Genomic DNA, 25,746 nt, shown 5'->3' with positions numbered 1-25,746 from the left:
TAAATAGTATCATTGATTTCTGCAAGGAATTGGTAAATTAAAATTATGAAAAAAAACTCAAGCCAAGCATCAACAACCGTTTTTGTTACGCAACCCTTTCTTCCCCCGCTGGAGGAATTTCTCCCCTTTCTCCAGCAGATATGGGATAACAAGATCCTGACCAATGGTGGACCCTTCCACGTTCAGTTCGAACAAGCGCTCTGTGATCACCTTGGTGTCGAACATGTGGCCCCGTTCACCAATGGGACCATCGCTCTTGTCACGGCCCTGCAGGCGCTTCGTATCACGGGGGAAGTAATCACAACACCGTACTCTTTCGTTGCTACATCGCACTCATTGCTTTGGAACGGTATCCGACCTGTTTTCGTCGATATTGACCCTCAGACGCTCAATCTCGACCCCGCAAAAATTGAAGCCGCTATCACCCCACAGACAACGGCAATCCTGCCGGTTCATGTTTATGGTCATCCTTGCGACGTTGATGCTATCCAACAAATAGCCGATAACTATAATCTGAAGATAATCTATGACGCAGCGCATGCTTTTGGCGTGCAGGATTCAGGGGGTAGCATTTTGCGGCATGGTGACCTGTCCGTGCTGTCCTTCCACGCTACCAAGACTTTTTCAACCTTTGAAGGGGGTGCCATTGTCTGCCCAGATGCGAAAACCAAACAACGCATTGATCATCTGAAGAACTTCGGCTTCGTGGATGAAACGACTGTTGTCGCGCCGGGTATCAATGGCAAGATGAGCGAGTTCAATGCGGCCCTCGGCCTACTGCAACTTAATTATATCGGCGAGGCCATTGCGCGCCGAGCTGCTATAGACGCGCTTTACCGCAACCTGCTGTCACAAGTTCCGGGTATTCGTTGTTTATCAGACAGTGGTGAAACGGTACGTAATTACTCCTATTTCCCTGTGCTTGTGGAACCCGAGTATCCACTCTCCCGCGACGCTCTTTATGAAAAACTCAAGAAGCATGGCTACTACGCACGCCGTTATTTCTATCCTCTGATCTCTGACTTTCCGATGTACCGGGGATTACCTTCCGCACGTCCCGATAATCTACCCATAGCCAAACAAGTGGCTGAGCGAGTCCTGTGTCTCCCCATATTCCCCGCGCTCGATCACCAGACTGTACAAGAAATTGTCCATGTTATTGCGGAATGATGACGGAGAGTGAATGACCATGCTGACTCGCTCCCAGCTAGAGGCTATTGGATTCGCTGAGGTGGGCAAGGACGTGCAAATATCAGAACAAGCCCGGTTTTATGGTGCGCATCGAATTGCTCTTGGCAACCATGTCCGCATCGACGATTTCTGCGTCCTTTCAGCAGGCACGGGTGGAATTCGCATCGGCCACCATGTGCATATCGCAGTGTTCAGTTCTCTGATTGGTCGAGGCGAGATCATCATTGCGGACTTCGCGAACTTGTCTTCGCGCGTTTCCATCTATAGTAGTAACGACGATTACTCTGGAGCCAGTTTGACGAATCCCACCGTGCCAGCAGAATTCACCGATGTCACCCATGCGCCAGTCAGACTGGGTCGCCATGTCATTGTAGGTAGCGGCAGCGTCATTCTCCCCGGCGTCACCATTGCAGACGGTGTGGCGGTAGGCGCCCTGTCGTTGGTAACCCGCGACTGCAAAGAATTCGGTATCTATGCCGGCCACCCCGCAAAACGGATTAAGGAGCGTAGTCGCGCCCTTCTTGAACTGGAGGCACGCTTCCTCAGTGGTCAAAAGGATTTAGAATGACTTCACCCTTATACCTCAACGTCGGTTGTGGCAAGGTCAAACTCCCCGGTTTCATCAATATCGATCTGGAACCGGGAGGAGACATACAGTGCGACGTGACCCAAGGACTTCCCTACGCAGATGCTACGGTCGACGGTATCTATAGTGAACATTTCATTGAGCATCTCAGCCAGAGAGATATTTTACGGTTTCTTCGTGAATGCCGAAGAGTGCTCAAACCGGGCGGGAGAATTCGCATTGCGACCTCGGATCTGGAAGACCTCATTTCACACTACGTAACAAACAACTGGCGCCAGCCCTGGCTCGAAAAATACGGGTACCAATGGATCCAGACTCGCGCTGAATACCTCAATGTTTCGTTGCGCGAGTGGGGCCATGCGTGGGTCGTTGATGAGGAAGAACTGTCTCGTCTGGCAAAATGGGCCGGCTTGGAACAACCGCAGCGGACTATGCTCAATGAGAGTGCTGACCCACACCTTGCAGGATTGGAAACCCGGATTGAATCGACGTTGATCATGGAGTTTACCAAGCGAATAGATTCTGTGGGTGAATATCCGCTGGTCTCGATTATCGTGCCGGCGTATCGTGCTGACTTCCTCGCTGACTGTCTCGACAGTGCATTATCCCAAACGTACACAAATACTGAGATTCTTATTCTGGATGATTGTTCAACCGATGCCGTAGAAAAAATTGTAAGGTTGTATCAGCCCCGCGATTCACGAATAACCTACAAACGGAACACACCAGCACTAGGTGAACCCGATAATCTAACACAGGGAATACGTTTGGCTCACGGTGAGTTCATCAAGCCCTTGTACGATGACGACCTGCTCGAACCAGATGCCATTGAGCGCTTACTAGCCATATGGCGTTTACATCCTGGTGTTCGATTGGCGGCTGGTCGCAGGTTGGCAATTGATGAGAAAGGAAAAAAAATCAGATCAACAATCATTGGTCCCAAACTTACTAGAACAGATAGTAAAATATCTGGCACAAAAGTCATGGAAAAAATACTTAGTAGGGCCCATAATTTCCTGGGTGAACCAACCTGTATGATGTTCCGACGGTCTGATGCCATGTCCATAGAAGAGCCGAATGTGATGACCTTATTTGGGCACCTATGTGTCGGCGTAGGTGATCTCTGCCTCGCAACGCACCTACTCTCTAAAGGAGACTTAGCTTATCTTAGAGACCCTATAGCAAAATTTCGCATCCACGCTTCTCAAACACAGCAGCAAGTTAGTGTACGTAACCTTTGCGCTCAAAACTGGCAATATCTTCGTAAGCAAAGCATACGCCTAGGTTTGGAGGATAACTTTATGCATTACCATATTTTTCGCTATTACATGCGAACAAAAGATAGATTGTTCGCAGCACCACAAGCTCTTATAAGAAATTTCAAGTAATACGATGAACATCCCAATGAAGGAAAAAAACAAAACAGAAATAAACACAAAAGACATTACTATCGTAACCGTCACATATGGAGATAGGAAAAAATTCATAGAAAAATTGATAAAATCAGTCTCGCAAGAGCCAGCAGGAAAAATCATAATTATTGACAACGGTTCAGAATGGGAAATAAATTCACTCAAGAAAACTTATGGAGAATTTTTGCATATTATAAATATGGGTGAAAATACCGGATCTGCTATCGGTTTTTCGACTGGAATAGAATATGCAATTAGTCTTGGTGCTGATTATATCTGGTTACTAGATGATGACAACATGCCCCAGAAAGGCACCTTAAAAAAATTATTAGATGTTTTTACTCAAGCTATTAAATATACTCCACGGAATAAATTGGCAACATTGGCTTTTCGCCCAGAGCACCAAGTAGATGTAGCTATGGGTGTCCCAATAAAGCGTATAAACCCACGCCCAAATAGTTTTCAGTGGTTCCATATATTCGATATACCATATAAAATATGGCGTAGAACGCCCTGGGGAAGGCCACGACTTAATGGCAAGCTACCGTCAACTATACCCCTCGATATGGCACCATATAGCGGGCTATTTTTTCATCGTGATATGGTTGAATTAACTGGCCTTCCTAACATTGATTTCATTCTATACGCAGATGACATTGAGTTTACCCATCGCATCATCGAAAATGGCGGCCAGATTTTACTCGTGCCAGATGCAATCATAGAAGATTTAGAATCATCTTGGAACATAAAAAAAAGCTTTAGCAATAGCTTTGTTGGACTATTAAAGGGTAATGGGGATTTCCGTGCGTATTATACAATGAGAAATACAGCTTATTTTTTCTCTTCAAAATACAAAAAAAACAACATTATGTTTTTTATAAATTTATACACATACATAATTATTCTATACATTTTTTCTATTGTACTCTATAAAAAAGATAGATTTATATTGTTGAAGGGCGCGATTAATGATGGATTATCAAATAGATTAGGAGAAAATAAGAGTTATCCGCTATGAAAATATTATTTCTTAATAACTTATCCGATCCAAGAATAGGTGGTGGTGGTGAATTTATCCTATGGGAACAAATGCGTGCATTAAGAGATTGTGGCCATGAGTGTGTACTACTCGCGACAAGTGATGAGCCCGGTCTAAAAAAAACTGAAAAGGACGGTATAACGATTTGGCTGGCGGGAATAAAAAACATTTACTGGCCCTTTCACAAAAAACGACCTTCCGCACCTTTAAGGCTCATCTGGCATACTATAGATATCTATAATCCATTAATGCAATCATTTTTGCGTAAAGTCGTTCATTATGAAAAACCTGATATAGCTTCCATACATGCTCTTCAGGGTTGGTCTTCCGCAAGCTGGAAAATGTTATCGCATTTAGGGATACCATCGGTTCAAATTTTACACGGTTATGAATCAATTTGTGTAAATTCATCCATGTATAATAAAGGCCATAACTGCGTTGGCCAGTGCCTGCACTGTCATGCTTTTCGGTTACCGCACCGCAAGCTAAGTCAGCATTTACAGGCAGTTGTGGGAGTTAGTAACTATATACTTAAACAACACGTTTCATTAGGATATTTTAATGAAGTACCAATCAAAACAGTTATTCATAATGTACGCTCACCTCAATCCTTAGGCATTGATTATCTTCAAACGCCACATAATGGCCTACGTTTTGGCTATATAGGAAGATTACACCCGACAAAGGGTGTTTCGCTACTGATCGATGCATTCTGTAAAGCCGATTTAGATAATAGTGAACTATGGATTGGTGGATCTGGGAAACTTCAATATGAAGATGAACTACGCTCAAAAACACACGATACTGGAATCCACTTCATGGGCCAGGTTACTCCTCAAGAATTTTATCCACAAGTTGACGTGGTGATTGTGCCATCACTTTGGAATGACAACTTGCCTGGTGTAATCTTTGAAGCCCTCGCGTTCGGGAAACCAGTAATTGCATCCCGCCGTGGAGGCATACCAGAAATGATCCAGGACGGTGAAAATGGTTTACTTTTCGAACCTAGTGTTCCAGATGAACTTGAATCTGCTATCAAGACCATGTGCGACGAAAGCCTACGTGCAAGAATGGCGGCCCAAGCGCTAAAATCTAGTCTACCATTTATTGATATTTTACACTGGACAAAAACCTATGAATCACTCTATCAAAAAGTAATTGAGGCATACAAATGTGATAAATAACATTGTGCATACTATCTATTTGCAAATTTATTAAAAACTTACGTCACGCCTTGGAGATATTTAAGGCGACTTTTCGATTCACTCAACTGACATTTCAGTGCCGTCTTACTATGGGAACTTAAATCGCTATTATATGTACCGCAATCGCCTCTCTTTTTTATTACCCATGCAATTTCGCTCGCTTTAAGTTCGCTTGCTTTTGTTGGCGACAAATTATTTAGCTCATCATCGTAAACAAGGTCAATTTTATGCGTCACATCAGTTAGTTCCGATTTAAGATCTTGAAAGGAGGTGTGCTCATCACTTTCAGGTGGTACTGGGGGAATCAAAGATGGTTGTGATTGTTCCGCAGAGGATGCCGGGGAAGGATTCGCTTGCTGCTGCGGCCGAACCATCCGGGCAATTTGATTGATGTGCGCCTCGACGGAATCTGAGAATGCCCCAGTTGAGGCGAAAATGACTGTGCCATTTTTTCCAGGAAAGATCGAGTAATTTAGCCCGTACGTTTGCAGTACTATACCACTTGGGTGAGTAGGTGTGGTGATGGTTGCTTTTGCTGATGCACTGCAATCGACTGAACCAATAATCTTGTTCCCACCCACAGGATGTCGATTATACAAGGTGGTATGGACTGCGATATTTTTAGCCAAAGAATCATTGTCTCCCAAGACGTTAAGCGCTCTCTGCAAACCCGACTTTAGGTTGGGGTCAATAATTTCAGACACTGTTTGGTTAGTCCCCTTCGACCAACACTCTGAAACTTTCACGGATGGCCCCGTAGGGTCGGTCAGCTTACAACCAGAAAGTAACAATGCTGAGGCCATTACCGACCATGTCAAAATATTTTTATTCAAATTGCACCTCCGGCATCAAAAGGTAATGCTTTTAACAATTTCCATACATAATTGGGTTGTTGGCTTAAAAACATTGCGGTCTATACTCCTGGGATTTTTTTCGGAGATAAATTTGCATTGTGTGTTGTGAAGTTGAATGGCTTTACCCTGAATCACTGTATTACCATTAAAGGACAAGATAATATGGGGTTGACCATCTGAAGACAAAGCAGCCGCTATAATCTTACCCTGGATGGAAATAACAGGGGTTACTCCCGCACCGCCATTGCTCCCTCCGCTACTCAAGCCGCCAAGATATTGCAATGCTTTACCATTAAAGGTGTAGATTGGATACCAACTTGATGCATAACCTTGTGTCTCAAAACCGTCCTCTTCTCCGACAAGCAGTACTTGATTTTTTAGTAGTGCTCGTTGTGGGAAAATACTCCATGGCTTGCCATTGACTCGCCCATTGGAGCCTTCTGCTGCAAAATTATACTCTCTGCCTACAGGAACCCAATGATTTCCATCCCACTGAAACCAGATTGCCGAAATGTAGGCAGGCTGGGCTTGTACGGTAAAACTTGGGTTTTCTGAATCTGTAACGGCGCTGCCTTGTCCTGTAGCAATGAAATAAGTCTTGCCATTGAGATTTACAGTAGCCGTTTGCCAAGGCCTGACATATTCGGTGATCGTATGATTATATCCAGGCCCTTTGTTGACACGTATGCCATGTGGATCTGGCGTCTTGACCACTGACCCGGTCTTTACATAGGCGGGGCCATATAGCCATTGCATAGCCTGCAACTCGTTGGGTTCTGCAGGTGCTGCCATGGACACTTCTGGAAACAGGCTACTCAATAGCCCCATGATCACTAGCGATACCTTCAAGCCATTACGTACAAGCATAATTATACTCCAAATAAAACTCTGAGCCCTTCCTGTTATTATTTTGGATATTTAGTTTGATTAGCCATGCTGTCAAGGTGAAAAACACCAGTACGAAGAATAGAAGATATTTAAAAAAAATCTCTAGTTATATTCGAGACGTGCATATTTATGGCAAGGCACGATCCTGTGAGTGGAAAAAATTTTATCCTCGATCGTCCCATGTGTGATAAAGAATGCCCTGAGCCTAACCCTCTGCTAAAGCCGGGGGTTTCTTACCCCGGATGACTGCGTTGCCTCCCATGGATTGATGACGTTCACCCCGGCAGCTTCAAAAGGACTGGTGTCGCGGGTGGCAACGGTGAAGCTGTTGGCGAGGGCGACGGCCGCAATGAAGGCGTCGGCTGTTTCGATCGCCACGCCTATAGCGCGGGACTTGGCCAGCAGCTCGGCATAGGCTTTCGTGCAAGCCATATCGAATGGCAATACCCGGTTGGCGAACATCGGCAACAAGCGCTTTTCCAAATTTTCATGCAGGCTGTCCCGACGCTTTCCGGTCGGTATCAGCGCAATACCTGCACGCAACTCGGCTACCGTGATCGTTGACAGGTAGAGTGTTTCCAGCGCTTGCGCATCGAGCCAGTCAAGAACATGGGTATTCGGGGCCGGGCGCTGCGGCTCAGAAATGACGTTGGTATCGAGCAGAATCATTCAAATCCCGCTGCGCGGGCTGGGGAATTGATGCGCGCGTTCTCAAAAATCGTGATTTCTTCATCAGTTAAGCCACCTGCCTCGCTGGCGATAGAGGCCAGAAATGAGCCAAGTTTTACGCGCCCCTCCGGCTTAGCCGCCCGCTCCAGAATGTCGCGGATTTCCGCCTCGGTGCTGCGACCATGATGGGCGGCCTGGATTCGGATGGCCCGATGTACCTCATCGGGCAGATTTCTTACATTCACATTTGCCATTTGATATATCTCCATAAAAATCTATCAACGCACACATTGTATGGCAATGATATCAAAACGCAATTAAAATCCACTCCGAAAATCAGGTATGCAGGCAAACTCCAGGATGATAGTTTTGGACTAACACCCAACAGTTCCGCCCTTCCTTTCCTCCGTCTTACTGGTTATTCTTTCGAATAGCATCTCATGCCAACTGGAGGCATGCTCTAATGGCAACAGCAAGACAGCTAGAACACGCACCAAACCTCTATGAACAGGATTTCCTATCCTGGATTGAGGAGCAGGCGCAGGCCCTCAAGGCGCGTCAGGTTGTGGCTTTGGATTGGGACACTTGAAAAACTGCGCATCAAGCTCGGGGGCGTCGTCCGAGGCCATCCAGGTGCCGGGTATATTGGGCTTGTTCTCGCTCATTGGCTTTCCTCATGCTGATAATGTGCCGGTCATCGGTGTTACGCGGCGTCCAGACCATGACCACCATTCGCTCCCGCAAGAGGTCCGCCGTGATCAGGCGAACTTCTCCGCAGTCCCTGCGGTCGCCCTCGCGGGTAAAGTGCTTTCCGGCAAAGACCAATAGTGCATCCTCAAAATCCAGCCCGCGCTCTTCGAGGGTCTTTTGCCGCTTGGCGGGATCGTAGGTGATCTTCATCGACTTATTGTAGCTACAAATATTAAAAACGCTAGCGACGATGTGATGTGGGTGTTTAACACTGCGAAGCGTGCTCCAGCGCTGAATCAGGCCAGAAACTGAACAGCCGATGGCGCGGGGTTTTCATCTCCCAAGTGATACTTTAGTATCACTGCCATGCGCACGGAACTCGTCACCACCCTGAAAAGACAGGCTACAGAACTCCTCTCAGACATCGAGCGGGACAGGGAGCCTATACTCATCACCCAACATGGGTTGCCCAGCGCGTACCTGGTGGATGTAAAGACTTATGAGCAGATGCAGCAGCGTATGACCTTGCTGGAAGCCATTGCGCGTGGCGAACAGGCGATAGCCGAGGGCCGTGTCAGCAACCACGCCCAAGCCAGCAATTATCTTGCCCGATGGTTGAAATAATCTGGTCCAATCCAGCGCTGAATGATCTGGATGCTATCGCTGATTTCATCGCTCTCGACAATCCCGCTGCAGCGTCTGCATTTGTTCAGCGTGTCTTCAGCCACATCGAGCAGTTGGCTGAATTTCCAGAGAGCGGCAGTTATCCGCCTGAATTGGGGCCGTCTCGTTACCGACAAATCGTCGAACCACCCTGCCGCATTTTTTACCGATACCATGAAACAACGGTTTTCATTCCGCATGTGATGCGGGACCGCACCGGGCGGTTCGAGAAGTTGAGGTCATGAGTTTCACGAAGGGGCGCACAAACTGATTTTTGCCAAATCCAAACCGATACATATAAACGGCTGATTTGGTTTATCAACAGATCTATTGACAGCTAGCGGATAGAAATATATTTTATATTGGTGCCTCAATTTTATCCGTTATCAGGAATCACAAAAGCATGAAAAACGCACAAATGGCCACTCATGAATAGTAAGCCTAATAAATTCAAAACTATTTAGAAATTAAATAAAAATTTTTCCGGAGCACATACATGAAAGAACAGAAAGAAAAAATCTTTTCTGCAATTTTATCGTTTTCGTTTTATATCATTATTACTTGCATATATTTTCATCCGTTATTTCATAACATTAAAAATACTATATTCACACCCGGAGGAGATCAATACACCTTTATATGGTTTTTATTATGGTGGCCTAAAGCTATAGCGAACGGCCTCAATCCATTTATAACAAATTACATTTGGCCATCAGCAAATTTGAATCTCACTTGGGTTACCTCCATCCCCACCTTAGCAATCCTGATGGCTCCAATTACATATACCATGGGACCGATCACAAGCTGGAATATTCTCACGCTCCTCGCCACTCCTCTCAATGCTTTTACAGCATATCTATTACTAAAATATTTATATAAAAAAGATATTCCTGCATTCTTGGGTGGATATATTTTTGGCTATAGCACTTATGTTCTTGGCCAACTACAAGGACATCTCAATCTGGACATGGTATTTATAATACCACTAATTATACTGATTTTTATAAAACGACTGAGAAATAAGTGTAGCAAAAACAAATATATCACCACGCTTGCTGTACTGCTTGCCCTCCAAACCGGAATATCTACCGAGGTTCTTGCCACATCCATCACATTTTTTGTCATCACAATATCAATATTTTTCTTTTTGATGAAAGAATATAGAATCAGCATATTATCCACCATTAAAGATACAATTATATCAGTTATACTTTATTTTATATTGATATCCCCTTTTATTTTTTTTCTCATGCTTGGTTACTTATCAAAACCCGGAATCCCAGGAAGCCCACTATATTTTTCCACTGATATTGTTAATTATTTTATTCCAACACCAATAACCAAAATTGGCGGGAGCATTTTTTCTGATATCTCAGCAAACTTCACCGGGAACTACAGCGAAGAAGGCGCCTACATTGGTATCCCAATTTTTTCTATTATTATCATCTCATTATCTGAAAAAATAAGAAATCATAAAAACATAGGAGCATTCTTAATAACAATATTAATTCTAATTTCAATTTTTTCCCTTGGTGAAAAATTACATGTTAATGGAATAATAACTAACATTACTATGCCATGGAAAATATTCACTAATTTTCCCCTAATAAGAGACGCACTGCCAAGCAGATTCACAATGTATTTATTCCTTATTATTGCCATCATCTTAACAGACTGGATGGCTGCCAAGAAGAACAATCTACTACGAATAATATTTGTTATATTTGCAGTTATATTTATTGTACCAAACACAAGTCAATATATTTGGAAAAAAAATACAATTCCTGCGTCTTTTGCACAAGCCAGTTATCTCGCTGGGAAACACCTCCTTATACTACCTTTTGGCTATACCGGAGATTCCATGCTGTGGCAAGCAGAATCAAATTTTTCATTTCGGTTAGTGGGGGGTTACACTGGAACTGTACCGGCACCTTATAATCACTATACAATTACACTACTTTATTGTCTGGCAACCCAGAAAGCGGATTTATAAATCAGCTCACCAGCTATTGCCAAAAATTCAAGGTGGACTTTGTAGTTATTTGTCCCGGAACACCGCAAAAACTGAAAGAAGCAGTCTCGCTTACCGCAACTCATAATCTCTGGAAACACAAAGTACTTGGTCGTTGCATACTTTACAAATCATATTAATCGCATCGACAGGCAAGGCTAATGTCGTAAAACATCAAACAAACCGCCCCGGCCGATAAGGCAATGGATCGGTAAACGGCGTTTCTCCGCCCATCATTTCAGCGAGCAGACGGCCGGTGGTGGGGCCGAGGGTGAGGCCCTGATGGCAATGGCCGAAGGCGTACCAGAGGCCTTTCCGGCCGGGGGCGGAGCCGATGATGGGGAGCATGTCGGGGGTGCAGGGGCGCACGCCCATCCAGGCTTCCGGGTCGAGACGGGTGCCGAGGCTGGGCATGAGTTGCCGGGCCTGGGCTTCGGCGCGGGTCAGGGGCACGGCGGAACGCGGCGCATCGCGGTGGGCGAACTCGGCGCCCGTGGTCAGGCGAATGCCGCGTTGCATGGGTGCCAGCACATAGCCCTGATCGGCGTCCAGCACCGGATGGCAGAGCGGCGTAGCCGGTTGGCTGTAATGCATATGGTAGCCGCGCTTGACGAAAAGCGGGGGATGAAAGCCCAGGGCGCGGGTCAAATCCGGTGACCAGGCCCCCAGGGCGATGACCAGTTCCGCTGCTTCGATGGGGCCATGGGCTGTTTGCACCCGCCAGGCGGCCTGCTCCCGCTGAATACTTTGTGCATTACCGGTACGAAATTCGCCGCCGAGCCGGGTGAAATAATTCAGGTAGGCGCGGGTCAGGGCGTGGGGGTCAGTCACTGCCAGGGGTTGGGTCCAGTGGATGCCACCCACCAGGCCGGGCCGCAAGCTGGATTCCATCTGCGCTACCTGGGCCGTATCCAGGGCGGTATAGGTCACCCCGAAATGTTCGGCCTTGTAGGCGGCTTCCTGCAGGGCATGGTCCAGGGATTCCTCCTGGGCATGCACCTGCAACCAGCCCCCGGAACGGAACAGGTCCGTCGCCCCGGCCAATCCGGCCAGCGCCAGGTGGTCGTCCAGGCAGTGGGTAATGAGGGCCGCATAGTGGCGGGCGATGGCACGATGGCGTTCTTGCTGAGAGTTGTACCAGTACTGCATGAACGGAATGGCGAGTCGGGGCAGCATGGTGCCGCGATAATAGGCTTCCGTTGAACGGTTGCGGGCATAACTGAGCATTTGCGCCAGGGCGCGGGGGAAAGGATGGGGCATGACCGCTTCGCGCTGAATCAGGCCGGCATTTCCGAAGGAAGTCCCCTCCCCCGGTCCCTGACGGTCGAGCAGCAGAGTCTGCCGCCCGCGCAGTTGCAGTTGCAGGGCGATGGAGACGCCGACAATGCCGGCGCCCAGGACGATCACAGAAGGACGAGTAGCCATGTAGAGATTCTGCCTGAATCAGATCGGAAACTGAACAGCAGATATTGCGAGTCTGCGCATCTTTGACCTTGCCTACGGCAACATCCGCGAGACCTTGGCTGGCATCGTCAATCAGCAGAAAGACAGAATCGAAAGTTCACAATCCATCAGGCCGCTTGACAGAAAGCGGTGCCTCGGCCATGGTTGCGGGAAATTGTGAGGACCTCCATGCTGCATTTTCCGGATATCAATACCGTTGGCTTTCCCCTGGGCCCCATCACCATTCACTGGTATGGGTTGCTGGAAATCATCAGCTTCGTCATTGCCACCCTGTGGCTGATCCGGCGCGGCAAAATGCCGCACTGGCACTGGCCCAAGGAGCAGGTAGTCGATCTGGAATTTTATGTGGCGGTGGGGGCGATTCTCGGCGGACGGGTAGGCTATATTATCTGGTACAACCTCCCCTATTACCTTAGTCAGCCCATCAAGATGCTCTACATCTGGGATGGCGGCATGTCCTTTCATGGCGGACTGTTGGGCGTGGTGCTGGCCTGCTGGGCCTTTGCCCGCTCTCATAAGGATCACAGTTTTCTGCCGACCCTGGATTTTATTGCCCCGGCGGTGCCCATTGGTCTGGGCCTAGGGCGCTTGGCGAATTTCATCAATGACCAGTTGTTTGGACGGGTCAGTCATCTGCCCTGGGCTATGGTGTTTCCAGCGGGGGGGCCACAGCCCCGCCAGCCCTCGCAGATTTACGAGTTTCTGCTGGAAGGCGTGTTACTCTTTTTGATTCTGGCCATATACAGCCGCAAACCCCGTCCGGCCGGGGCGATTGGCGGGATGTTCGTGCTGTTTTACGGCATTTTCCGTTTTGTCGCGGAATTTGCCCGCCAGCCGGATATTCAGTTGGGTTTTGTATTCGGGCCTTTTACCATGGGTCAGGTCTTGTCGGTGCCCATGATCATTCTCGGTCCGGTCATTATCTGGTGGGCCTACAAGGGTGGGTTTGCTGAATCCCCCTCCCCTGCAGAGCCCGCCGCCAGCGCCAAAACCCTTAGCGAACACTGATTACTGCATCTTCACGGGAGTTGCGATCCAGTGGCTGATGAACTCAACGCGCCGCAACAGGAAGCCGTCCGGCATGTGCATGGTCCCCTGCTGGTACTGGCCGGGGCCGGATCGGGCAAAACCCGGGTCATTACCCGGAAAATCGTCCACCTGATTCGCGAGCAGCAGGTCGCCCCCAAACATATCTGCGCGGTGACTTTTACCAACAAGGCTGCCCGCGAAATGAAAAGCCGGGTGAGCCAGTCCTTGCAAGGTCAGAACAGCCGGGGCTTGATGGTCTCCACCTTTCACCGCCTAGGCCTGGATATTTTGCGTAAGGACATTACCCGTCTGGGCTATCGCGATAATTTCAGCGTGATTGATCCGGGCGATAGCCTGAGCATGGTCCGCAACCTGCTGCGCGATGCCAACGGCCCCAGCGATCTGGCTGAGGCCATTCAGGCGCGTATCTCCCGCTTCAAGAATGATGGTTTCCTGCCCCAGGAGGCCCAGGCCGATGATCGGCTGGGGGAGGAGGCGGCGGCTATCTACAAGCCCTATCAGCGCGCCCTGAGCGCCTGCAATGCCGTGGATCTGGATGATCTGATTCTGCTGCCTACCCGCCTGCTCCAGGAAAATGAAGAAGCCCGCCTGGCCTGGCAGGACCGTATTCGCTACTTGTTGGTGGATGAATATCAGGACAGTAACGGTGCCCAGTACCGTCTGATCCGCAACCTGCTGGGGGTACGCCATAATCTGACGGCGGTGGGAGATGATGATCAAAGTATTTATTCCTGGCGGGGGGCGGCGGCCGACAATTTGCATCGTCTGGCCCAGGATTATCCGGCCCTGAAAGTCATCAAGCTGGAACAGAACTACCGCTCGACAGGGCGCATTCTGCAGTCGGCCAATGCGGTGATTGCGCAAAACCCCCATCTGTTTGAAAAGCGCCTGTGGAGCACTCTGGGGGATGGTCACGCCATTCGTGTGCTCAACTGCGCCGATGAAAGCGACGAGGCCGAACAGGTGGTCAATGCCATTCTCCGCGACCGATTTCAGCGCCAGGGAGAATATCGGGATTATGCGATTTTGTATCGCAGCAATCATCAGTCCCGGCCTTTTGAAGCGGCGTTGCGTAATGCCCGCATTCCCTATCAGATTTCCGGGGGTCTGTCGTTTTTTGAACGCAGCGAAATCAAGGATTTTCTCGCTTATTTGCGTTTGCTCAGCAATCCTGATGATGACCCGGCTTTTTTGCGGGCGGTGAATACGCCACGCCGGGGTATCGGCAGCAGTACCCTGGAAAAGCTCGGGGAGTTTGCCAAAGCCCAGAACCTGTCCTTGTTCGCGGCAGTCTGGGAAGAAGGCCTGGATATCCCCGACAAAGGCCGAAATGCCCTGCGCAGCTTTGCGGGTTGGGTCAACCTCAAGGCCGATGAACTGCACAAAGCCGAACTGCTCCCGGCTCTGCAGAGTCTGCCCGATGATATCGGCTATTTGCAGCATCTGCACAATGAGGGGGATGAAAAAGAAGCCTCCCGGCGCTGGGAAAACATCCAGGAGCTGCTGACCTGGATAAAGCGTCTGCAGGAGCAGGAAGACGGCCCACAAACACTGGTGGAAATCCTCAACCGACTGATGCTCTTCAATGTTCTGGAACGGGAGGAGGACGATGACCGCGACGTACTGCGCCTGTCCACCCTCCATGCCGCCAAGGGGCTGGAATTTCCCCAGGTATTTCTGGTGGGGGCTGAAGAAGAGTTGCTCCCGCATCGCAACAGCGAAACCCCGGAACAAATTGCCGAGGAGCGCCGCCTTTTTTATGTGGGCATGACCCGCGCCCGTTTTCGCCTGACCCTGAGCCGCTGCCGCAAAAGGCGGCGTTATGGACAGGACGTGAATCCCAAGGCCTCGCGCTTTCTGCAGGAGATTCCCAAGGAGCACCTGGACTGGCTGGGCGAGCAAAGCGAGGAGCCGGAAATGGACCCGGCCACGGCCTTTGCGCGTTTGCGCGATATGTTAGGGAAGCAGTGAGCGTTTTCAGCCCTATACGCCAAGGGGCTATCCTAAGATAGCCCCTTGCTTGAAGCAGTACTGCGCTGCCTACTCAGTGCGCGGCGACGTTGCCCATGGCCTTGACCCGTGCGGAAAGACGGCTCTTGGTGCGGGAAGCGGCATTGCGATGCACCACGCCTTTACCGGCAGACTTGTCGATAACCGATTCCGCCGTGCGCAGCGCGATGCGGGCTTCTTCCTGATTACCGTCATGTACGGCCTTGAGCACCTTCTTCACAAAGGTACGCAGACGTGAACGCATGCTGGCATTGTGCAAGCGATGCTTTTCATTTTGTAGAACGCGCTTGCGCGCCTGAGCTGTATTCGCCAAGTTTTACTCTCCGTGTATTTGCATTGCAGGTCAGTGCAGAAATTTCAAGCTGCGGATTCTACTCTTCCTTGCAGCACTGTCAATGGATTATCCATTGGATCGAATCACCCTATCTACTCAAAGTAAAGTGATTTACCTGCTTTTTTATCAAAGGTCAGGGTGCTCGAACATTCATAACCGTTTTTTCTGGATGCGTTTTTTGATCGCATCATGCATGGCCTCGGTCGAGATGGCCGCATCCTTTTTATAGGTGCTCAGTCTTCCGGCCACATCGGCGACCTTTCTGGTCATGGATGAAGTGGATGAATACATAAAGCCCCCGTTTGTATTACTCTATAAAAAATCCTTACTTAAGGGTAAGAAAATCCCTGTACGGTGTCAAAGTAGGCGCGATATTTATTCTGCCAGTATCTGCAAATGCCGGGGCTGTACGCAGACTTTCAGAGGGCTTCCCGGGGTGATCTGCGCCGCTTCGGCTCGTTGACGAGGCAGCAGCATTTCCAGGGGGGCGGGGCCTTCCAGATAAAAGCGGGTGGACAACCCTTCAGCACGACTTGCCCGCACCCGGACCAATAGACGATTGGGACAGGACAGTTCTGACTCTTCTTCCAGAAAGAGATCTTCGGCCCGCCAGGTCAGTTGTACCAGAGACCCCACAGACAGGCCCGCCTGCCCGTCGGCCTGCAACTGCCAGCCAGCACCGGCAATCTGCAGGAAAGCGTTTTCCCGTGCGTCAACATGGCCAGACAGAAAATTACGAAAACCCAGCAGCCGCGCGGTAGCCTGATGTTGGGGCCGGGCAAAAACTTCGACAGGGGGGCCTTCCTGAACGATGCGGCCGTCGCGCAAAATGGCCATGTGATCGGCGAGCATCGCCAAATGCGGGTCATGACTGACCGCCAGTAGAGGAATTCCGAAGGCACGCACCTCTTGAATCAGCTCATCCAGCACCTCGTCACGGGTAGCCATATCCAGGGCCGAAGTCGGCTCGTCCAGCAACAACAACTGCGGCTTGCGCGCCAAAGCCCGGGCCAGGGCCACCCGCTGTTTCTGGCCGCCGGATAATTCCGAGGGAAAACGCTCTGCCAGCTCTTTCAGCCCCACTCGCTGCAGTAATGCCAGGGCTTCGGTCTGACGCCGGGCTGAACGTGGCAAAGGAAATGCCACGTTTTCCCAGGCGCGGAGATGGGGAAAAAGCGCATAGCCTTGAGGGAGATAACCAATGGGACGCTGTTCTACCGGCAGATCGCCAAACGGGCTGACCCGGGCCGGTAGCAGGCCGGCGATGGCCTGTAGCAATGAAGTCTTACCTGCCCCGGATACGCCCAGCAGCACCGTAAAGCCCCTGACCTGCAGACGCAAGTCGAGAGCGACGGGCTGCGTCATCTGACAGCGCAGGTCCAGTACTGCGGGTGCCTGACTCAAAACAGGGCCTGGGTCTGACGCCTGGCGCGCAGCCCGATCCAGAGAGGCAGCGGTACCGCGACCAGAAAAAATATCCACAGCAGGGGATAGACGGCGCTGAGACCGATGTCCTGGAGATTCACCCATAATTTGACGGGGATGCCCTGGGGAAAATAGGCGACGATCAGGACGATGCCAAATTCGCCCATGGCCCGCACCCAGGCCAGGGCCAGCCCTGCCGAGAGGCCAATGCGGGCCAGAGGCAGGGTCACGCCCCAGAAAGTTTGCAGACGATTGCGGCCCAGAGTGCGACTGATCTGTTCCAGATCCCGGGGGACGCCCTCAAAAGCGGCCCGGGCGGCGATGATATAGTAAGGCATGGCGCCGTATATCTGGGCGAGAATGAAGGCGGGCGCAGTATTGGTCAGATAGATGCCTGCCTGACTGAAGACACTGCCCACCGGAGAATAAGGGCCGTAAAAACTACTGAGTAAAATGCCCAATGCCAGGGGCGGGGTCAGCAGGGGTAACATGAGTAACGCGTCGAGCAGCCACTTGCCGCGCCATTGTCCCCGGGCCAGCCACCAGGCCAGAGGCGTCCCGGCCAGTACCGCCAAGAGTACCGCCAACCCACTGTAGAGCAGCGATGTCCGGATAGCGCCCATATCGCCCTGGGCAAAATGGAAATCCGCCCAGTCCGTCGCAAAAAACAGGGCCGCAAACGGCGCCAGCAAAAAAATGAAGACACCCGCCGCCAGAATCGATCCCGGCCGGAAATGGCCCGCACCGCGTCTTTCAGTGCCATAGGCAGATTTCACTGGATCATCACCTTTGCAATCAACACTCCCACGTTATTCCCTGTTGAACATATCCTGTTCAGAGCAACTTATAACCTGCGCAAATGCCCGGGTCAAGCCGTAGCAGGCCGATTCTTTGCTGGTGCAAAATTATGCTATGCTTAACTTATAAACAACCATCAAGCTTGATAAGAAGATAGTTTTTACAATTGGTTAATGCAATTACATGAAAGAGTTTATCAACATGCACTGGACTATACTTCTCAAATCTGACCCTGAAGCCAAAGGTAATCCTGTCCTTCACGGACTGCGGATGGCCGCTTCGGCTTTGGCGGATGATGTCGAGATCAGCATCTTTCTCTCACAGGAAGCTATTTCTTTAGCCTTTCAGGATGAACAGGCTGGTGCCCAACTAAAAGTCCAGCAGGATCTCCTTCATGAATTGCAGGAACTGGGTGCCCGGACCTATGTCGTTGGCCTGGAGTGGCTGCATCAGACAGAAAAATCATTGCTCAATGCCAGTATTGAGACGGCCAGCATGAAAACCCTGATCCGCCAGATGAAAATTTCCGCCCAGGTCATCACCCTCTAAAACTATGGCCGCTATTTATGCACTGGGGGATCTGCAGGGTTGTTGTGCACCCTTCAACGGCCTGCTCAAAAAAATCGAGTTTAATGCCCAAGAGGATCGCTTGTGGCTGGCAGGGGACCTGCTGAATCGGGGTCCGGACAGTCGGCCACTCCTGAAAAGACTTTTCCACTGGCAGGATCACTTGCAGATTGTGCTGGGCAATCATGATTTATATGCGCTTTCTCGCTGGGCGGGCATTGCTCCGGCTAAAAAAAGTGACACCCTGGGCAGCCTGTTGAGCGATAAAAATGCCGGGGACTGGCTGGACTGGTTGCGGCAAATGCCCCTACTCCACCATGACAGCACCCTGGGCTGGACCATGGTCCATGCGGCTATTCATCCCGACTGGGATATTGCTACCGCCACCGCCCACGCTCAGGAACTGCAAAATGCCCTGAGCGGGCGGCAATGGAAACGCTTTTTGAAAATGCTGTGGGCGGCCTCGGCGCCCAATTGCTGGGAAGATTGCCGCAATGAAGACGATGCCCAGCGTTTTCGGGTAGCTGTGTTCACCAGGGCGCGCTATGTGACGGCCGAAGGGCAGTTCAACTGGCCCAGTACCCTGCCCAAAGAGGGTGCTTCGGCTTATGCGCCCTGGCATACCTGGTTTTTTGAACGGCAGAACGAAGGTGCCATCATCTGCGGACACTGGGCTACCCAGGGCTTGCTGGTGCATGAACGTTTACTGGCTCTGGACAGTGGCTGCGTCTGGGGACGCCAGCTGAGTGCCGCCCGCATCGATCTGGAAACTCCGGAAATTCATCAGATCGACTGCCCCATGTATGCCCAGCCCAGCGCCAAGGAATAATGACCGCCCGCCGATAAGTCCACGGATATAGTTGGCCCTGTCCGCTTTTGCGTCTATCCTCTGGCAACATGCAAGCCGCCCGCTCTCCCCTCGATATTCTCCGCCACACTTTTGGCTACGAGCAGTTTCGTACGCCGCAGCAGGAAGTGATTGAGACACTCATGCAGGAGCAGGATGCCCTGGTCCTGATGCCTACAGGTGGCGGGAAATCTTTATGTTTTCAGATACCCGCTATGGCGAAACCCGGTGCGGGAGTGGTGGTATCGCCGCTCATCGCTTTGATGGAAGACCAGGTGAATGCTCTGCGGCAGGCGGGAGTGGCGGCAGCCGCCCTCAATTCCAGCATTTCTCCGGCAGAAGTGCGCGCCACCGAAGCAGCACTGCGCCTGGGACAACTGGATTTACTCTATATTGCCCCGGAACGGCTGCTGCAGGAGCGCACCCTGCGCCTTTTGCAGCAGTGTTCTATCAATCTGTTTGCCATTGATGAAGCCCATTGCGTGTCTCAGTGGGGCCATGATTTCCGTCCGGAATATCTGCAACTGAAAATCCTCCACGAACGCTTTCCGACCATTCCGCGCATCGCCCTGACCGCCACAGCTGATCCGAAAACCCGGGTGGAAATCATCGAACGCCTGGCCTTGCAGCGGGCGCGCGTATTCAGCCGGTCTTTTGATCGACCCAATATCCGCTACCACATTCACAGCGGCAGCCAGGGTGCGCGTCAGGCCCTGCTGCGTTTCATCCGTGACCGCCATGATGGGGAAGCGGGCATTGTCTATTGCCTCTCGCGCAAACGGGTGGAAGAAATCGCTGCCTGGTTGCAGGACGAACACCTGGACGCTCTGCCTTATCATGCCGGCCTGGGGGCCGAGGAGCGCCGTCGCCATCAACAACGCTTTCAACGCGATGAGGGGGTCATTATGGTGGCCACCATCGCCTTCGGCATGGGTATCGACAAACCCAATGTCCGCTTTGTCGCCCATCTGAACCTGCCCAAAAGTATCGAAGCCTATTATCAGGAAACCGGCCGCGCCGGACGCGATGGTCTGCCCGCTGAAGCCTGGATGTATTACGGCCTGCAGGATGTGGTGCAACTGCGGCAGATGATTCAACAATCGGAAGCCGACCAGCAGCGCAAGCAAATGGAAGGACACAAGCTGGATGCCATGCTCGCTCTCTGCGAAACCATCGCCTGCCGGCGCCAGACTTTGCTCAGCTATTTTGGCGAGGTTCTGGAAATGCCCTGCGGCAATTGTGATAACTGTCTGCACCCTCCGGCCACCTGGGACGCGACTGTCGCCGCCCAAAAAGCGCTGTCTGTCGTTTACCGCACCGGTCAGCGTTTCGGGGTGCAGTATCTGGTGGATGTGTTAATGGCCCGGGAAGATCCGCGCATTCAGCAATGGGGGCATCATCAACTCGCGGTATTCGGGATTGGCAAGGATTTATCCGCCAACGCCTGGCGGGCCTTGTTCCGCCATCTGCTGCTGCGGGGTCTGGTGGAGGTGGACAGTGAGGGGCATGGGGGCTTGCGCTTGAGTGCCTTGAGCCGTTCTGTGTTGCGCGGTGAGGAAATCCTGACCCTGCGTCAGCATGAAAACAGTGCTTCCCGCAAAAAAGAAAAAACGCAGGACATTCATCCCGCCGATAAACTGCTCTGGGAAGCATTGCGGCAGCATCGTCGCGATCTGGCGCAAGCCCAGGGCGTGCCTCCCTACGTGATTTTTCATGATGCCACCCTGATGGAGATGCTGCGCCAGCGGCCGCGCGATCTGGCCGGCCTGGCCCATGTACCTGGAGTGGGTGAACGCAAACTGGCGGCTTATGGAGATTCATTCCTCGCCATATTACAGGGCCACACTGCGCAGCCCTGAAGGATGAACCGGCAGCAGCCCGTTCTGAAAACTTGCCCTGCAGCGGGTCCGGCCCCATCATAGAGCAAATTTGAGGGAATCCGGAATGAATGAAAAAAGCTTTGCCGTAGCCGTCGAAAACACCCTGACCGACCTGCTGACCCGCATCGAAGAGCGGGCGCCCGATGTGGAATGTGATCTGGTCGACAGCGTTCTGACCCTGCTGCTGCCCGATGATAGCCAGATCATCATCAACCGTCAGGAAGCCGTCCAGCAAATCTGGCTGGCGTGCAGTGATGGTCCGGCGCGCTTTTCTGCGCAGGAAGATCAATGGGTGGACAGCCACAGTGGGGAAACCCTGACAGCGGCGTTGGGACGACTGCTGAGCCGGCGCCTGTCCGCACCGGTCAACCTGGACTGAAGCCATGGCGTACTGGTTGATGAAAACCGAACCTGAGGCTTTTTCCCTGGAAGACCTGCAAGCCCGTGGTCAGGAACCCTGGGATGGCATCCGTAATTACCAGGCGCGTAATTTCATCCGCAGCATGCAGGTGGGCGATGGAGTTTTCATCTACCATTCCAGGGTTGCTGTGCCGGGGATTGTCGGGGCAGCCACCGTGGCCAGTACAGCTCGCCCGGATCCCACCCAGTTTGACCCGCAAAGCCACTATTACGACCCGGGCTCCAGTCTCGAAAAGCCGCGCTGGGATCTGGTAGATGTGGCTTATGGTCGTAGTTTTGCCCGCTGTATTTCCCTGGAAAGCCTGCGTCTTATGCCGGAATTTGCAGAAAGCCCTCTGGTGCGCAAAGGCAACCGTCTGTCCATCCTGCCCATCACCGAAAGCCAGTGGCAGCATGTGCTGCAGCTTGCTGATCACGCAGATCAAACATGATTGATCCGGCTGATAACCTGCACCTCTATCACCGCTGGTCTTCCACCTCCGGGCAGATGCTGCGCATGGTGCTGAGCGCCAAGAATTTGCAGTGGCAGGACCATCCCTGTGCGTTACGGGATCAGGAAACGGCTTTTGATCTCGGTTATGGCGACCTCCCGGTATTGATTCACGCCGACGGATGCCAGCAACAAGGCACGCTGCCCGAACTAGCCGCCATGGATCAGCGTTATCCGGAAACTCTGCCCTTGCATGCCCCGATTGGCGAAGCCGAGTGGACGGCATTCTGCCAGTGGCGGAGCAGTCTGACACCGCTCCTGGAAAGATTGATCGCTCCGGTTCTGCCGGCCTATGATGAAATCTGTCATCATGAAGAAGATATGGCTTTCTATCGCAACGAATGCGAACGGCGCTTCCAGCAGTCTGTGGAGGCCTTGGCCAATGATCGTTATGGTGCCTATCAGCAACTCGAAAGCAGGGGGCGCTTGCGCGACTTGGGCAAAATTCTCGCTCGTCAGCGTTTTTATACGGGTCAGCTGTCACTGATAGACATCGTCCTGACCGCAGATCTGCATTTGCTCCGATTGCTGGATGGCGTGACCATTCCTCTGGACCTGCAATATTATTTTCAACGTGTCAGCGACGCCTGCCAGCTTACGCTGAACGACGGCATGAGCCAATCGCTGTGAAATTTGTTTCTAACTTATGGAGTGCATGATGACTTATGAAGAATTGGTAGTATTTCTCAACCAGCACCTGGGCTATCCATTTCTGAACGAATCCAGTCCTGCCGCTGCCCTGGAAGCCGCCTGGAACAATACCCTGGATGATCCCCTGACAGCAGAAATACTGAACGCAATATATCAAGGCAACCAGTGTCAATCGGTGAGCGATCCGGTGGACCGGGCCCACAGCTTTGACGGACTGGCGCGCCTGCGTCTGCGCGCCCAGGCCGATGATGCCGATCCGGTCATTTTCCGCAAGGTTCTCAAACTCTCCCAGGAGCTGGATAATGCCTTTGATCAGGAGCTGATCCGACAAAGGCAATAAATGCTAGCTACTGAAGTTATCCGCCCGAAGGCAGACCCTGGTCGTCCTTTTCAGCGGCGGGTAAATCCAGATAATTGACCCAGAAGCGGCTACGGTCCTGTTTGCTGCGTTTGGCAACATACAGGGCTTCATCGGCATGGCGCAAAAGCCGATCCGGAGGAGAGGCATCTTCGGGATACAGGGTGAGCCCGGCACTGCAACTTACTGAAACCGACGCATCTCCGCCGAGCAGGACAGGTGCCTCCACCAGTTTGCAGATACTGGACAGAATCGGTTGCAGATCATCCCGACTATGCAGTCCTTCCAGCAACAGAACAAACTCATCCCCCCCCAGGCGCACCAGGAAATCCGTACCGCGAATAGCCGCTTGCAGAGCTTGGGCCACTTTAATGAGCAGCAGATCACCCGCTTCATGCCCATAAGTATCGTTGACCGGCTTGAAATCATCCAAATCGATTATCATCACCGCTAACAATGTGTTATTTCGCTGCGTACGCAAAACGGCATGGGTAAAAAAAGCGTCCAGACCGCGACGATTATTCAATCCCGTAAGAGCGTCATGACTGGCCAACCAACTTTGCCGGCGTTGTTCATCAGCCAGTTGGAGCTTGAGATCTATTTCATCCAACCCCCGTCCGAGCAGGGAAGCAATCCGCTTTAGGAGCTCATTGACATCTGCACTGAAGTATTCCACTTTGGAGCATCTGACAGCCAATATTCCCCATACCCTCGAGCCACGCAGCACCGGCAAGAATGCCACTGGAAAAACGCAAGTTGATGAAGCATCTTTGCATTGAGTCCGAGTGGGAAAAATCCCCTGACCTGTTTTCCAGGCATGCAAAATCAGATCCTGTTCTGATTCATCACTCAGCCCATTGACTTGCTGGTTAATGGCTTTGGCAACAGATGATACAAATGCCAGCGTTGCCAAAGTGCCACTCTTTTCAGGTCGTACTAACCAGGCTGCTTCAAAAAGTGTGCTGTCAACCAGTCTTCTGCAGATTTCTTCTATCAATGGCTGTTCCGTCTGCATTTTCAGAACCGCATCCGCTTCATCCAGGAGAGCTTGATATAACCGGGTCCGACGGACGATCTCTGATTTGTTGAGGAGTTGCTGTTCGGCCATATGCAGTATTTCGGTAAGCTGATGCAGAAAAACCTGTAGGTTATTGCTGAAATAAGCGGCGTCATTACTGCTGACAAATAAAACGGCTTGTAGGCCCGATTCATTCCATAATGGCCATGCGCCTATGACTGCGACTTTTTTCATCTCGGTTTGCGAGTCACGCCAGACTTCCAGAAGTGAATGGGTTCTGACTATGTCTACGAATGCATGACCACTTGTGGACATTCTTCGAATCGCGTCATCCAACCACTGTTGACCCGCAGGAATCTGTTCCAACCAATGTCTGAGCGTAGTTTCCGGCATGCTTCCGCGAGCTGACAGCAACGTGCGTGTCAGACTATCTTTCTGCTTTGTAACAGCCATAATCCAGGCACAGCAAGATTCAGCTCGCGTTGTTAAGACCGAAAGAACCAGATCACGGGCTGCAGAAAGATCCTTCACTTCCAGAATATCCTTGAGTAAATCGACTACAGCCAGCTGGTAACCAGAAATACGACTGACATCAACAGCATTTTTACGCCGTTCCATATAAACCGCGAAATCATCCGCGAGTCGCGACCACAAGGTATGATTAGGAGAAACGAATTCTGCAGATTTCGGTAGAAAAAAAACAATGACGCCTTTGGCGCCATCCAGGCTGCGATAAGGCACACAAAGACTGGCATGAAAAACAGCATCATCAAGAATGGACCAAGCACGATAAGAAGGGTCTGTTTGCAACAGCTGGTATTGAACACTTCCGCTATCCAGCGCTTTAGACACGGATCCATCAACCCCATCAGAACCAGCCATAATCCTTGCGCTCACAATCACATCCCGGCGCGGTCCACCCACTGACAGGATGCTGACGTAATCATCCATGGTCTTTTGTACACCAACCCATACCAGAGAAGCGCTCAGGCGATTGGCTAAAATTTCCACCATCTGCTGCATCGTTGAAGGGAGCTCGAGGGTCAGGGAATCTCCCAGCAACCGATTCACTTCCAGCAAAGCCGCTTGCAAAGTAAATTGTGCTTTCAGTTGTTTATTGTTTTTACGATTTATGACGAGTGCGCGATAGGTAAAAAATAAACTGAAGAGCAGCAATAAAAGTAGAAATACTTTCAGCATAAAAATATCTCCACTTGTAATAAGCA

General features: G+C 51.0%; 28 protein-coding genes. 18 read left to right on the top strand and 10 right to left on the bottom strand.

Annotated features, from left to right (window positions below; all coding sequences use genetic code 11):
* The first annotated feature begins 45 nt into the window (after positions 1–45).
* Genes AC2VLR_RS04500 through AC2VLR_RS04480 form a run of 5 tightly spaced genes read left to right on the top strand, consistent with a single transcriptional unit; the run spans position 46 to position 5,412 of the window.
* Positions 46–1,170, top strand: coding sequence for a DegT/DnrJ/EryC1/StrS family aminotransferase (locus AC2VLR_RS04500; protein ID WP_486881038.1), 1,125 nt, complete (start codon positions 46–48; stop codon positions 1,168–1,170).
* 13 nt (positions 1,171–1,183) lie between these two features.
* A complete protein-coding gene (locus AC2VLR_RS04495) occupies positions 1,184–1,759 on the top strand; it encodes an acyltransferase (protein WP_486881037.1) in 576 nt (191 codons plus the stop codon).
* Entirely contained in the window at positions 1,756–3,165 is a 1,410-nt protein-coding gene (locus AC2VLR_RS04490) for a glycosyltransferase (RefSeq protein ID WP_486881036.1), read from the top strand. The genes AC2VLR_RS04495 and AC2VLR_RS04490 overlap by 4 nt, the downstream gene beginning before the upstream one ends.
* Before the next feature lie 16 nt (positions 3,166–3,181).
* Entirely contained in the window at positions 3,182–4,207 is a 1,026-nt protein-coding gene (locus AC2VLR_RS04485; protein ID WP_486881035.1) for a glycosyltransferase, read from the top strand.
* Complete coding sequence (locus tag AC2VLR_RS04480) at positions 4,204–5,412, top strand: glycosyltransferase family 4 protein (RefSeq protein ID WP_486881034.1); 1,209 nt, start codon at positions 4,204–4,206, stop codon at positions 5,410–5,412. The genes AC2VLR_RS04485 and AC2VLR_RS04480 overlap by 4 nt, the downstream gene beginning before the upstream one ends.
* 38 nt (positions 5,413–5,450) lie before the next feature.
* On the opposite strand, the gene AC2VLR_RS04475 is transcribed toward AC2VLR_RS04480, so the two are convergent.
* The 4 genes from AC2VLR_RS04475 to AC2VLR_RS04460 all read right to left on the bottom strand — a co-directional run bounded on the left by AC2VLR_RS04475 (position 5,451) and on the right by AC2VLR_RS04460 (position 8,098).
* On the bottom strand, positions 5,451–6,266 hold the full coding sequence (locus tag AC2VLR_RS04475) for a hypothetical protein (protein WP_486881033.1): 816 nt from the start codon (positions 6,264–6,266) through the stop codon (positions 5,451–5,453).
* Between the two features lie 15 nt (positions 6,267–6,281).
* Positions 6,282–7,154 carry a hypothetical protein gene (locus AC2VLR_RS04470; protein ID WP_486881032.1) on the bottom strand — a complete coding sequence of 291 codons (873 nt, stop codon included), beginning with the start codon at positions 7,152–7,154 and terminating at the stop codon, positions 6,282–6,284.
* 237 nt (positions 7,155–7,391) lie between these two features.
* Positions 7,392–7,844 carry a PIN domain-containing protein gene (locus AC2VLR_RS04465; protein ID WP_486881031.1) on the bottom strand — a complete coding sequence of 151 codons (453 nt, stop codon included), beginning with the start codon at positions 7,842–7,844 and terminating at the stop codon, positions 7,392–7,394.
* Positions 7,841–8,098 carry a FitA-like ribbon-helix-helix domain-containing protein gene (locus tag AC2VLR_RS04460; RefSeq protein ID WP_486881030.1) on the bottom strand — a complete coding sequence of 86 codons (258 nt, stop codon included), beginning with the start codon at positions 8,096–8,098 and terminating at the stop codon, positions 7,841–7,843. The genes AC2VLR_RS04465 and AC2VLR_RS04460 overlap by 4 nt, the downstream gene beginning before the upstream one ends.
* Positions 8,099–8,307: 209 nt before the next feature.
* On the opposite strand from AC2VLR_RS04460, the gene AC2VLR_RS04455 reads away from it, so the two are divergent.
* Positions 8,308–8,433: a DUF29 family protein gene (locus AC2VLR_RS04455; protein ID WP_486881029.1), complete on the top strand. Its 126-nt coding sequence runs from the start codon at positions 8,308–8,310 to the stop codon at positions 8,431–8,433.
* Between the two features lie 11 nt (positions 8,434–8,444).
* Here the strand turns inward: AC2VLR_RS04455 and AC2VLR_RS04450 are convergent, their stop codons facing one another.
* Positions 8,445–8,744, bottom strand: a complete 300-nt coding sequence (locus AC2VLR_RS04450; protein ID WP_486881028.1) for a BrnT family toxin — start codon at positions 8,742–8,744, stop codon at positions 8,445–8,447.
* Positions 8,745–8,900: 156 nt separating this feature from the next.
* Between AC2VLR_RS04450 and AC2VLR_RS04445 the strand changes: the two genes are divergently transcribed.
* The 3 genes from AC2VLR_RS04445 to AC2VLR_RS04435 all read left to right on the top strand — a co-directional run bounded on the left by AC2VLR_RS04445 (position 8,901) and on the right by AC2VLR_RS04435 (position 11,190).
* Positions 8,901–9,158: a type II toxin-antitoxin system prevent-host-death family antitoxin gene (locus AC2VLR_RS04445; RefSeq protein ID WP_486881027.1), complete on the top strand. Its 258-nt coding sequence runs from the start codon at positions 8,901–8,903 to the stop codon at positions 9,156–9,158.
* On the top strand, positions 9,146–9,442 hold the full coding sequence (locus AC2VLR_RS04440) for a type II toxin-antitoxin system RelE/ParE family toxin (protein ID WP_486881026.1): 297 nt from the start codon (positions 9,146–9,148) through the stop codon (positions 9,440–9,442). The genes AC2VLR_RS04445 and AC2VLR_RS04440 overlap by 13 nt, the downstream gene beginning before the upstream one ends.
* A 251-nt stretch (positions 9,443–9,693) precedes the next feature.
* Positions 9,694–11,190 (top strand): hypothetical protein, encoded by a 1,497-nt coding sequence (locus AC2VLR_RS04435; RefSeq protein ID WP_486881025.1) that lies wholly within the window; start codon positions 9,694–9,696, stop codon positions 11,188–11,190.
* A gap of 192 nt (positions 11,191–11,382) precedes the next feature.
* Here the strand turns inward: AC2VLR_RS04435 and AC2VLR_RS04430 are convergent, their stop codons facing one another.
* The gene (locus tag AC2VLR_RS04430) at positions 11,383–12,633 is read right to left on the bottom strand and encodes an NAD(P)/FAD-dependent oxidoreductase (RefSeq protein ID WP_486881024.1); all 1,251 of its coding nucleotides are present in this window, start codon (positions 12,631–12,633) and stop codon (positions 11,383–11,385) included.
* Positions 12,634–12,840: 207 nt separating this feature from the next.
* Between AC2VLR_RS04430 and lgt the strand changes: the two genes are divergently transcribed.
* Positions 12,841–13,680, top strand: a complete 840-nt coding sequence (gene lgt / locus AC2VLR_RS04425) for a prolipoprotein diacylglyceryl transferase (protein ID WP_486881023.1) — start codon at positions 12,841–12,843, stop codon at positions 13,678–13,680.
* 30 nt (positions 13,681–13,710) lie between these two features.
* On the top strand, positions 13,711–15,693 hold the full coding sequence (locus tag AC2VLR_RS04420) for a UvrD-helicase domain-containing protein (RefSeq protein ID WP_486881022.1): 1,983 nt from the start codon (positions 13,711–13,713) through the stop codon (positions 15,691–15,693).
* 73 nt (positions 15,694–15,766) lie between these two features.
* Here AC2VLR_RS04420 and rpsT read toward each other — a convergent pair whose 3' ends face one another.
* The 3 genes from rpsT to AC2VLR_RS04405 all read right to left on the bottom strand — a co-directional run bounded on the left by rpsT (position 15,767) and on the right by AC2VLR_RS04405 (position 18,267).
* Complete coding sequence (rpsT, locus tag AC2VLR_RS04415; RefSeq protein WP_215844025.1) at positions 15,767–16,045, bottom strand: 30S ribosomal protein S20; 279 nt, start codon at positions 16,043–16,045, stop codon at positions 15,767–15,769.
* 396 nt (positions 16,046–16,441) lie between these two features.
* Positions 16,442–17,470, bottom strand: coding sequence for an ABC transporter ATP-binding protein (locus AC2VLR_RS04410; RefSeq protein ID WP_486881021.1), 1,029 nt, complete (start codon positions 17,468–17,470; stop codon positions 16,442–16,444).
* Positions 17,467–18,267: an ABC transporter permease subunit gene (locus tag AC2VLR_RS04405; RefSeq protein WP_486881020.1), complete on the bottom strand. Its 801-nt coding sequence runs from the start codon at positions 18,265–18,267 to the stop codon at positions 17,467–17,469. The genes AC2VLR_RS04410 and AC2VLR_RS04405 overlap by 4 nt, the downstream gene beginning before the upstream one ends.
* Before the next feature lie 223 nt (positions 18,268–18,490).
* On the opposite strand from AC2VLR_RS04405, the gene AC2VLR_RS04400 reads away from it, so the two are divergent.
* The 7 genes from AC2VLR_RS04400 (at position 18,491) to AC2VLR_RS04370 (ending at position 23,484) form a co-directional block, all read left to right on the top strand.
* Positions 18,491–18,838, top strand: coding sequence for a DsrE family protein (locus AC2VLR_RS04400; protein WP_486881019.1), 348 nt, complete (start codon positions 18,491–18,493; stop codon positions 18,836–18,838).
* Positions 18,839–18,842: 4 nt separating this feature from the next.
* On the top strand, positions 18,843–19,685 hold the full coding sequence (locus AC2VLR_RS04395) for a symmetrical bis(5'-nucleosyl)-tetraphosphatase (RefSeq protein ID WP_486881018.1): 843 nt from the start codon (positions 18,843–18,845) through the stop codon (positions 19,683–19,685).
* Positions 19,686–19,753: 68 nt separating this feature from the next.
* Complete coding sequence (recQ, locus tag AC2VLR_RS04390) at positions 19,754–21,562, top strand: DNA helicase RecQ (RefSeq protein ID WP_486881017.1); 1,809 nt, start codon at positions 19,754–19,756, stop codon at positions 21,560–21,562.
* A gap of 85 nt (positions 21,563–21,647) precedes the next feature.
* Positions 21,648–21,962, top strand: coding sequence for an iron donor protein CyaY (cyaY, locus tag AC2VLR_RS04385; RefSeq protein ID WP_486881016.1), 315 nt, complete (start codon positions 21,648–21,650; stop codon positions 21,960–21,962).
* Positions 21,963–21,966: 4 nt separating this feature from the next.
* Positions 21,967–22,434, top strand: coding sequence for an EVE domain-containing protein (locus AC2VLR_RS04380; RefSeq protein ID WP_486881015.1), 468 nt, complete (start codon positions 21,967–21,969; stop codon positions 22,432–22,434).
* Positions 22,431–23,123, top strand: coding sequence for a glutathione S-transferase (locus tag AC2VLR_RS04375; protein WP_486881014.1), 693 nt, complete (start codon positions 22,431–22,433; stop codon positions 23,121–23,123). The genes AC2VLR_RS04380 and AC2VLR_RS04375 overlap by 4 nt, the downstream gene beginning before the upstream one ends.
* A 25-nt stretch (positions 23,124–23,148) precedes the next feature.
* Complete coding sequence (locus AC2VLR_RS04370; RefSeq protein WP_486881013.1) at positions 23,149–23,484, top strand: hypothetical protein; 336 nt, start codon at positions 23,149–23,151, stop codon at positions 23,482–23,484.
* Positions 23,485–23,500: 16 nt separating this feature from the next.
* Here the strand turns inward: AC2VLR_RS04370 and AC2VLR_RS04365 are convergent, their stop codons facing one another.
* Positions 23,501–25,720 (bottom strand): diguanylate cyclase domain-containing protein, encoded by a 2,220-nt coding sequence (locus tag AC2VLR_RS04365; RefSeq protein ID WP_486881012.1) that lies wholly within the window; start codon positions 25,718–25,720, stop codon positions 23,501–23,503.
* Positions 25,721–25,746: the final 26 nt, after the last annotated feature.

The organism is Acidithiobacillus sp. TH-A117 (genome assembly GCF_057473465.1).
The sequence above is the reverse complement of the archived record's forward strand: the minus strand, read 5'-3'. Positions and strand labels throughout refer to the sequence as shown.

What these genes read in the sequence shown, in the direction of transcription:
- AC2VLR_RS04395 (WP_486881018.1), top strand. Translation starts at nt 18,843, where the DNA reads ATGGCCGCTATTTATGCACTGGGGGATCTGCAGGGTTGTTGTGCACCC.
- AC2VLR_RS04455 (WP_486881029.1), top strand. Translation starts at nt 8,308, where the DNA reads ATGGCAACAGCAAGACAGCTAGAACACGCACCAAACCTCTATGAACAG.
- cyaY (WP_486881016.1), top strand. Translation starts at nt 21,648, where the DNA reads ATGAATGAAAAAAGCTTTGCCGTAGCCGTCGAAAACACCCTGACCGAC.
- AC2VLR_RS04465 (WP_486881031.1), bottom strand. Translation starts at nt 7,844, where the DNA reads ATGATTCTGCTCGATACCAACGTCATTTCTGAGCCGCAGCGCCCGGCC.
- AC2VLR_RS04380 (WP_486881015.1), top strand. Translation starts at nt 21,967, where the DNA reads ATGGCGTACTGGTTGATGAAAACCGAACCTGAGGCTTTTTCCCTGGAA.
- AC2VLR_RS04460 (WP_486881030.1), bottom strand. Translation starts at nt 8,098, where the DNA reads ATGGCAAATGTGAATGTAAGAAATCTGCCCGATGAGGTACATCGGGCC.
- AC2VLR_RS04370 (WP_486881013.1), top strand. Translation starts at nt 23,149, where the DNA reads ATGATGACTTATGAAGAATTGGTAGTATTTCTCAACCAGCACCTGGGC.
- AC2VLR_RS04400 (WP_486881019.1), top strand. Translation starts at nt 18,491, where the DNA reads ATGCACTGGACTATACTTCTCAAATCTGACCCTGAAGCCAAAGGTAAT.
- AC2VLR_RS04450 (WP_486881028.1), bottom strand. Translation starts at nt 8,744, where the DNA reads ATGAAGATCACCTACGATCCCGCCAAGCGGCAAAAGACCCTCGAAGAG.
- AC2VLR_RS04445 (WP_486881027.1), top strand. Translation starts at nt 8,901, where the DNA reads ATGCGCACGGAACTCGTCACCACCCTGAAAAGACAGGCTACAGAACTC.
- AC2VLR_RS04470 (WP_486881032.1), bottom strand. Translation starts at nt 7,154, where the DNA reads ATGCTTGTACGTAATGGCTTGAAGGTATCGCTAGTGATCATGGGGCTA.
- AC2VLR_RS04495 (WP_486881037.1), top strand. Translation starts at nt 1,184, where the DNA reads ATGACCATGCTGACTCGCTCCCAGCTAGAGGCTATTGGATTCGCTGAG.
- AC2VLR_RS04440 (WP_486881026.1), top strand. Translation starts at nt 9,146, where the DNA reads ATGGTTGAAATAATCTGGTCCAATCCAGCGCTGAATGATCTGGATGCT.
- lgt (WP_486881023.1), top strand. Translation starts at nt 12,841, where the DNA reads ATGCTGCATTTTCCGGATATCAATACCGTTGGCTTTCCCCTGGGCCCC.
- AC2VLR_RS04500 (WP_486881038.1), top strand. Translation starts at nt 46, where the DNA reads ATGAAAAAAAACTCAAGCCAAGCATCAACAACCGTTTTTGTTACGCAA.
- AC2VLR_RS04375 (WP_486881014.1), top strand. Translation starts at nt 22,431, where the DNA reads ATGATTGATCCGGCTGATAACCTGCACCTCTATCACCGCTGGTCTTCC.
- AC2VLR_RS04430 (WP_486881024.1), bottom strand. Translation starts at nt 12,633, where the DNA reads ATGGCTACTCGTCCTTCTGTGATCGTCCTGGGCGCCGGCATTGTCGGC.
- AC2VLR_RS04435 (WP_486881025.1), top strand. Translation starts at nt 9,694, where the DNA reads ATGAAAGAACAGAAAGAAAAAATCTTTTCTGCAATTTTATCGTTTTCG.
- AC2VLR_RS04490 (WP_486881036.1), top strand. Translation starts at nt 1,756, where the DNA reads ATGACTTCACCCTTATACCTCAACGTCGGTTGTGGCAAGGTCAAACTC.
- recQ (WP_486881017.1), top strand. Translation starts at nt 19,754, where the DNA reads ATGCAAGCCGCCCGCTCTCCCCTCGATATTCTCCGCCACACTTTTGGC.
- AC2VLR_RS04480 (WP_486881034.1), top strand. Translation starts at nt 4,204, where the DNA reads ATGAAAATATTATTTCTTAATAACTTATCCGATCCAAGAATAGGTGGT.
- AC2VLR_RS04365 (WP_486881012.1), bottom strand. Translation starts at nt 25,720, where the DNA reads ATGCTGAAAGTATTTCTACTTTTATTGCTGCTCTTCAGTTTATTTTTT.
- AC2VLR_RS04485 (WP_486881035.1), top strand. Translation starts at nt 3,182, where the DNA reads ATGAAGGAAAAAAACAAAACAGAAATAAACACAAAAGACATTACTATC.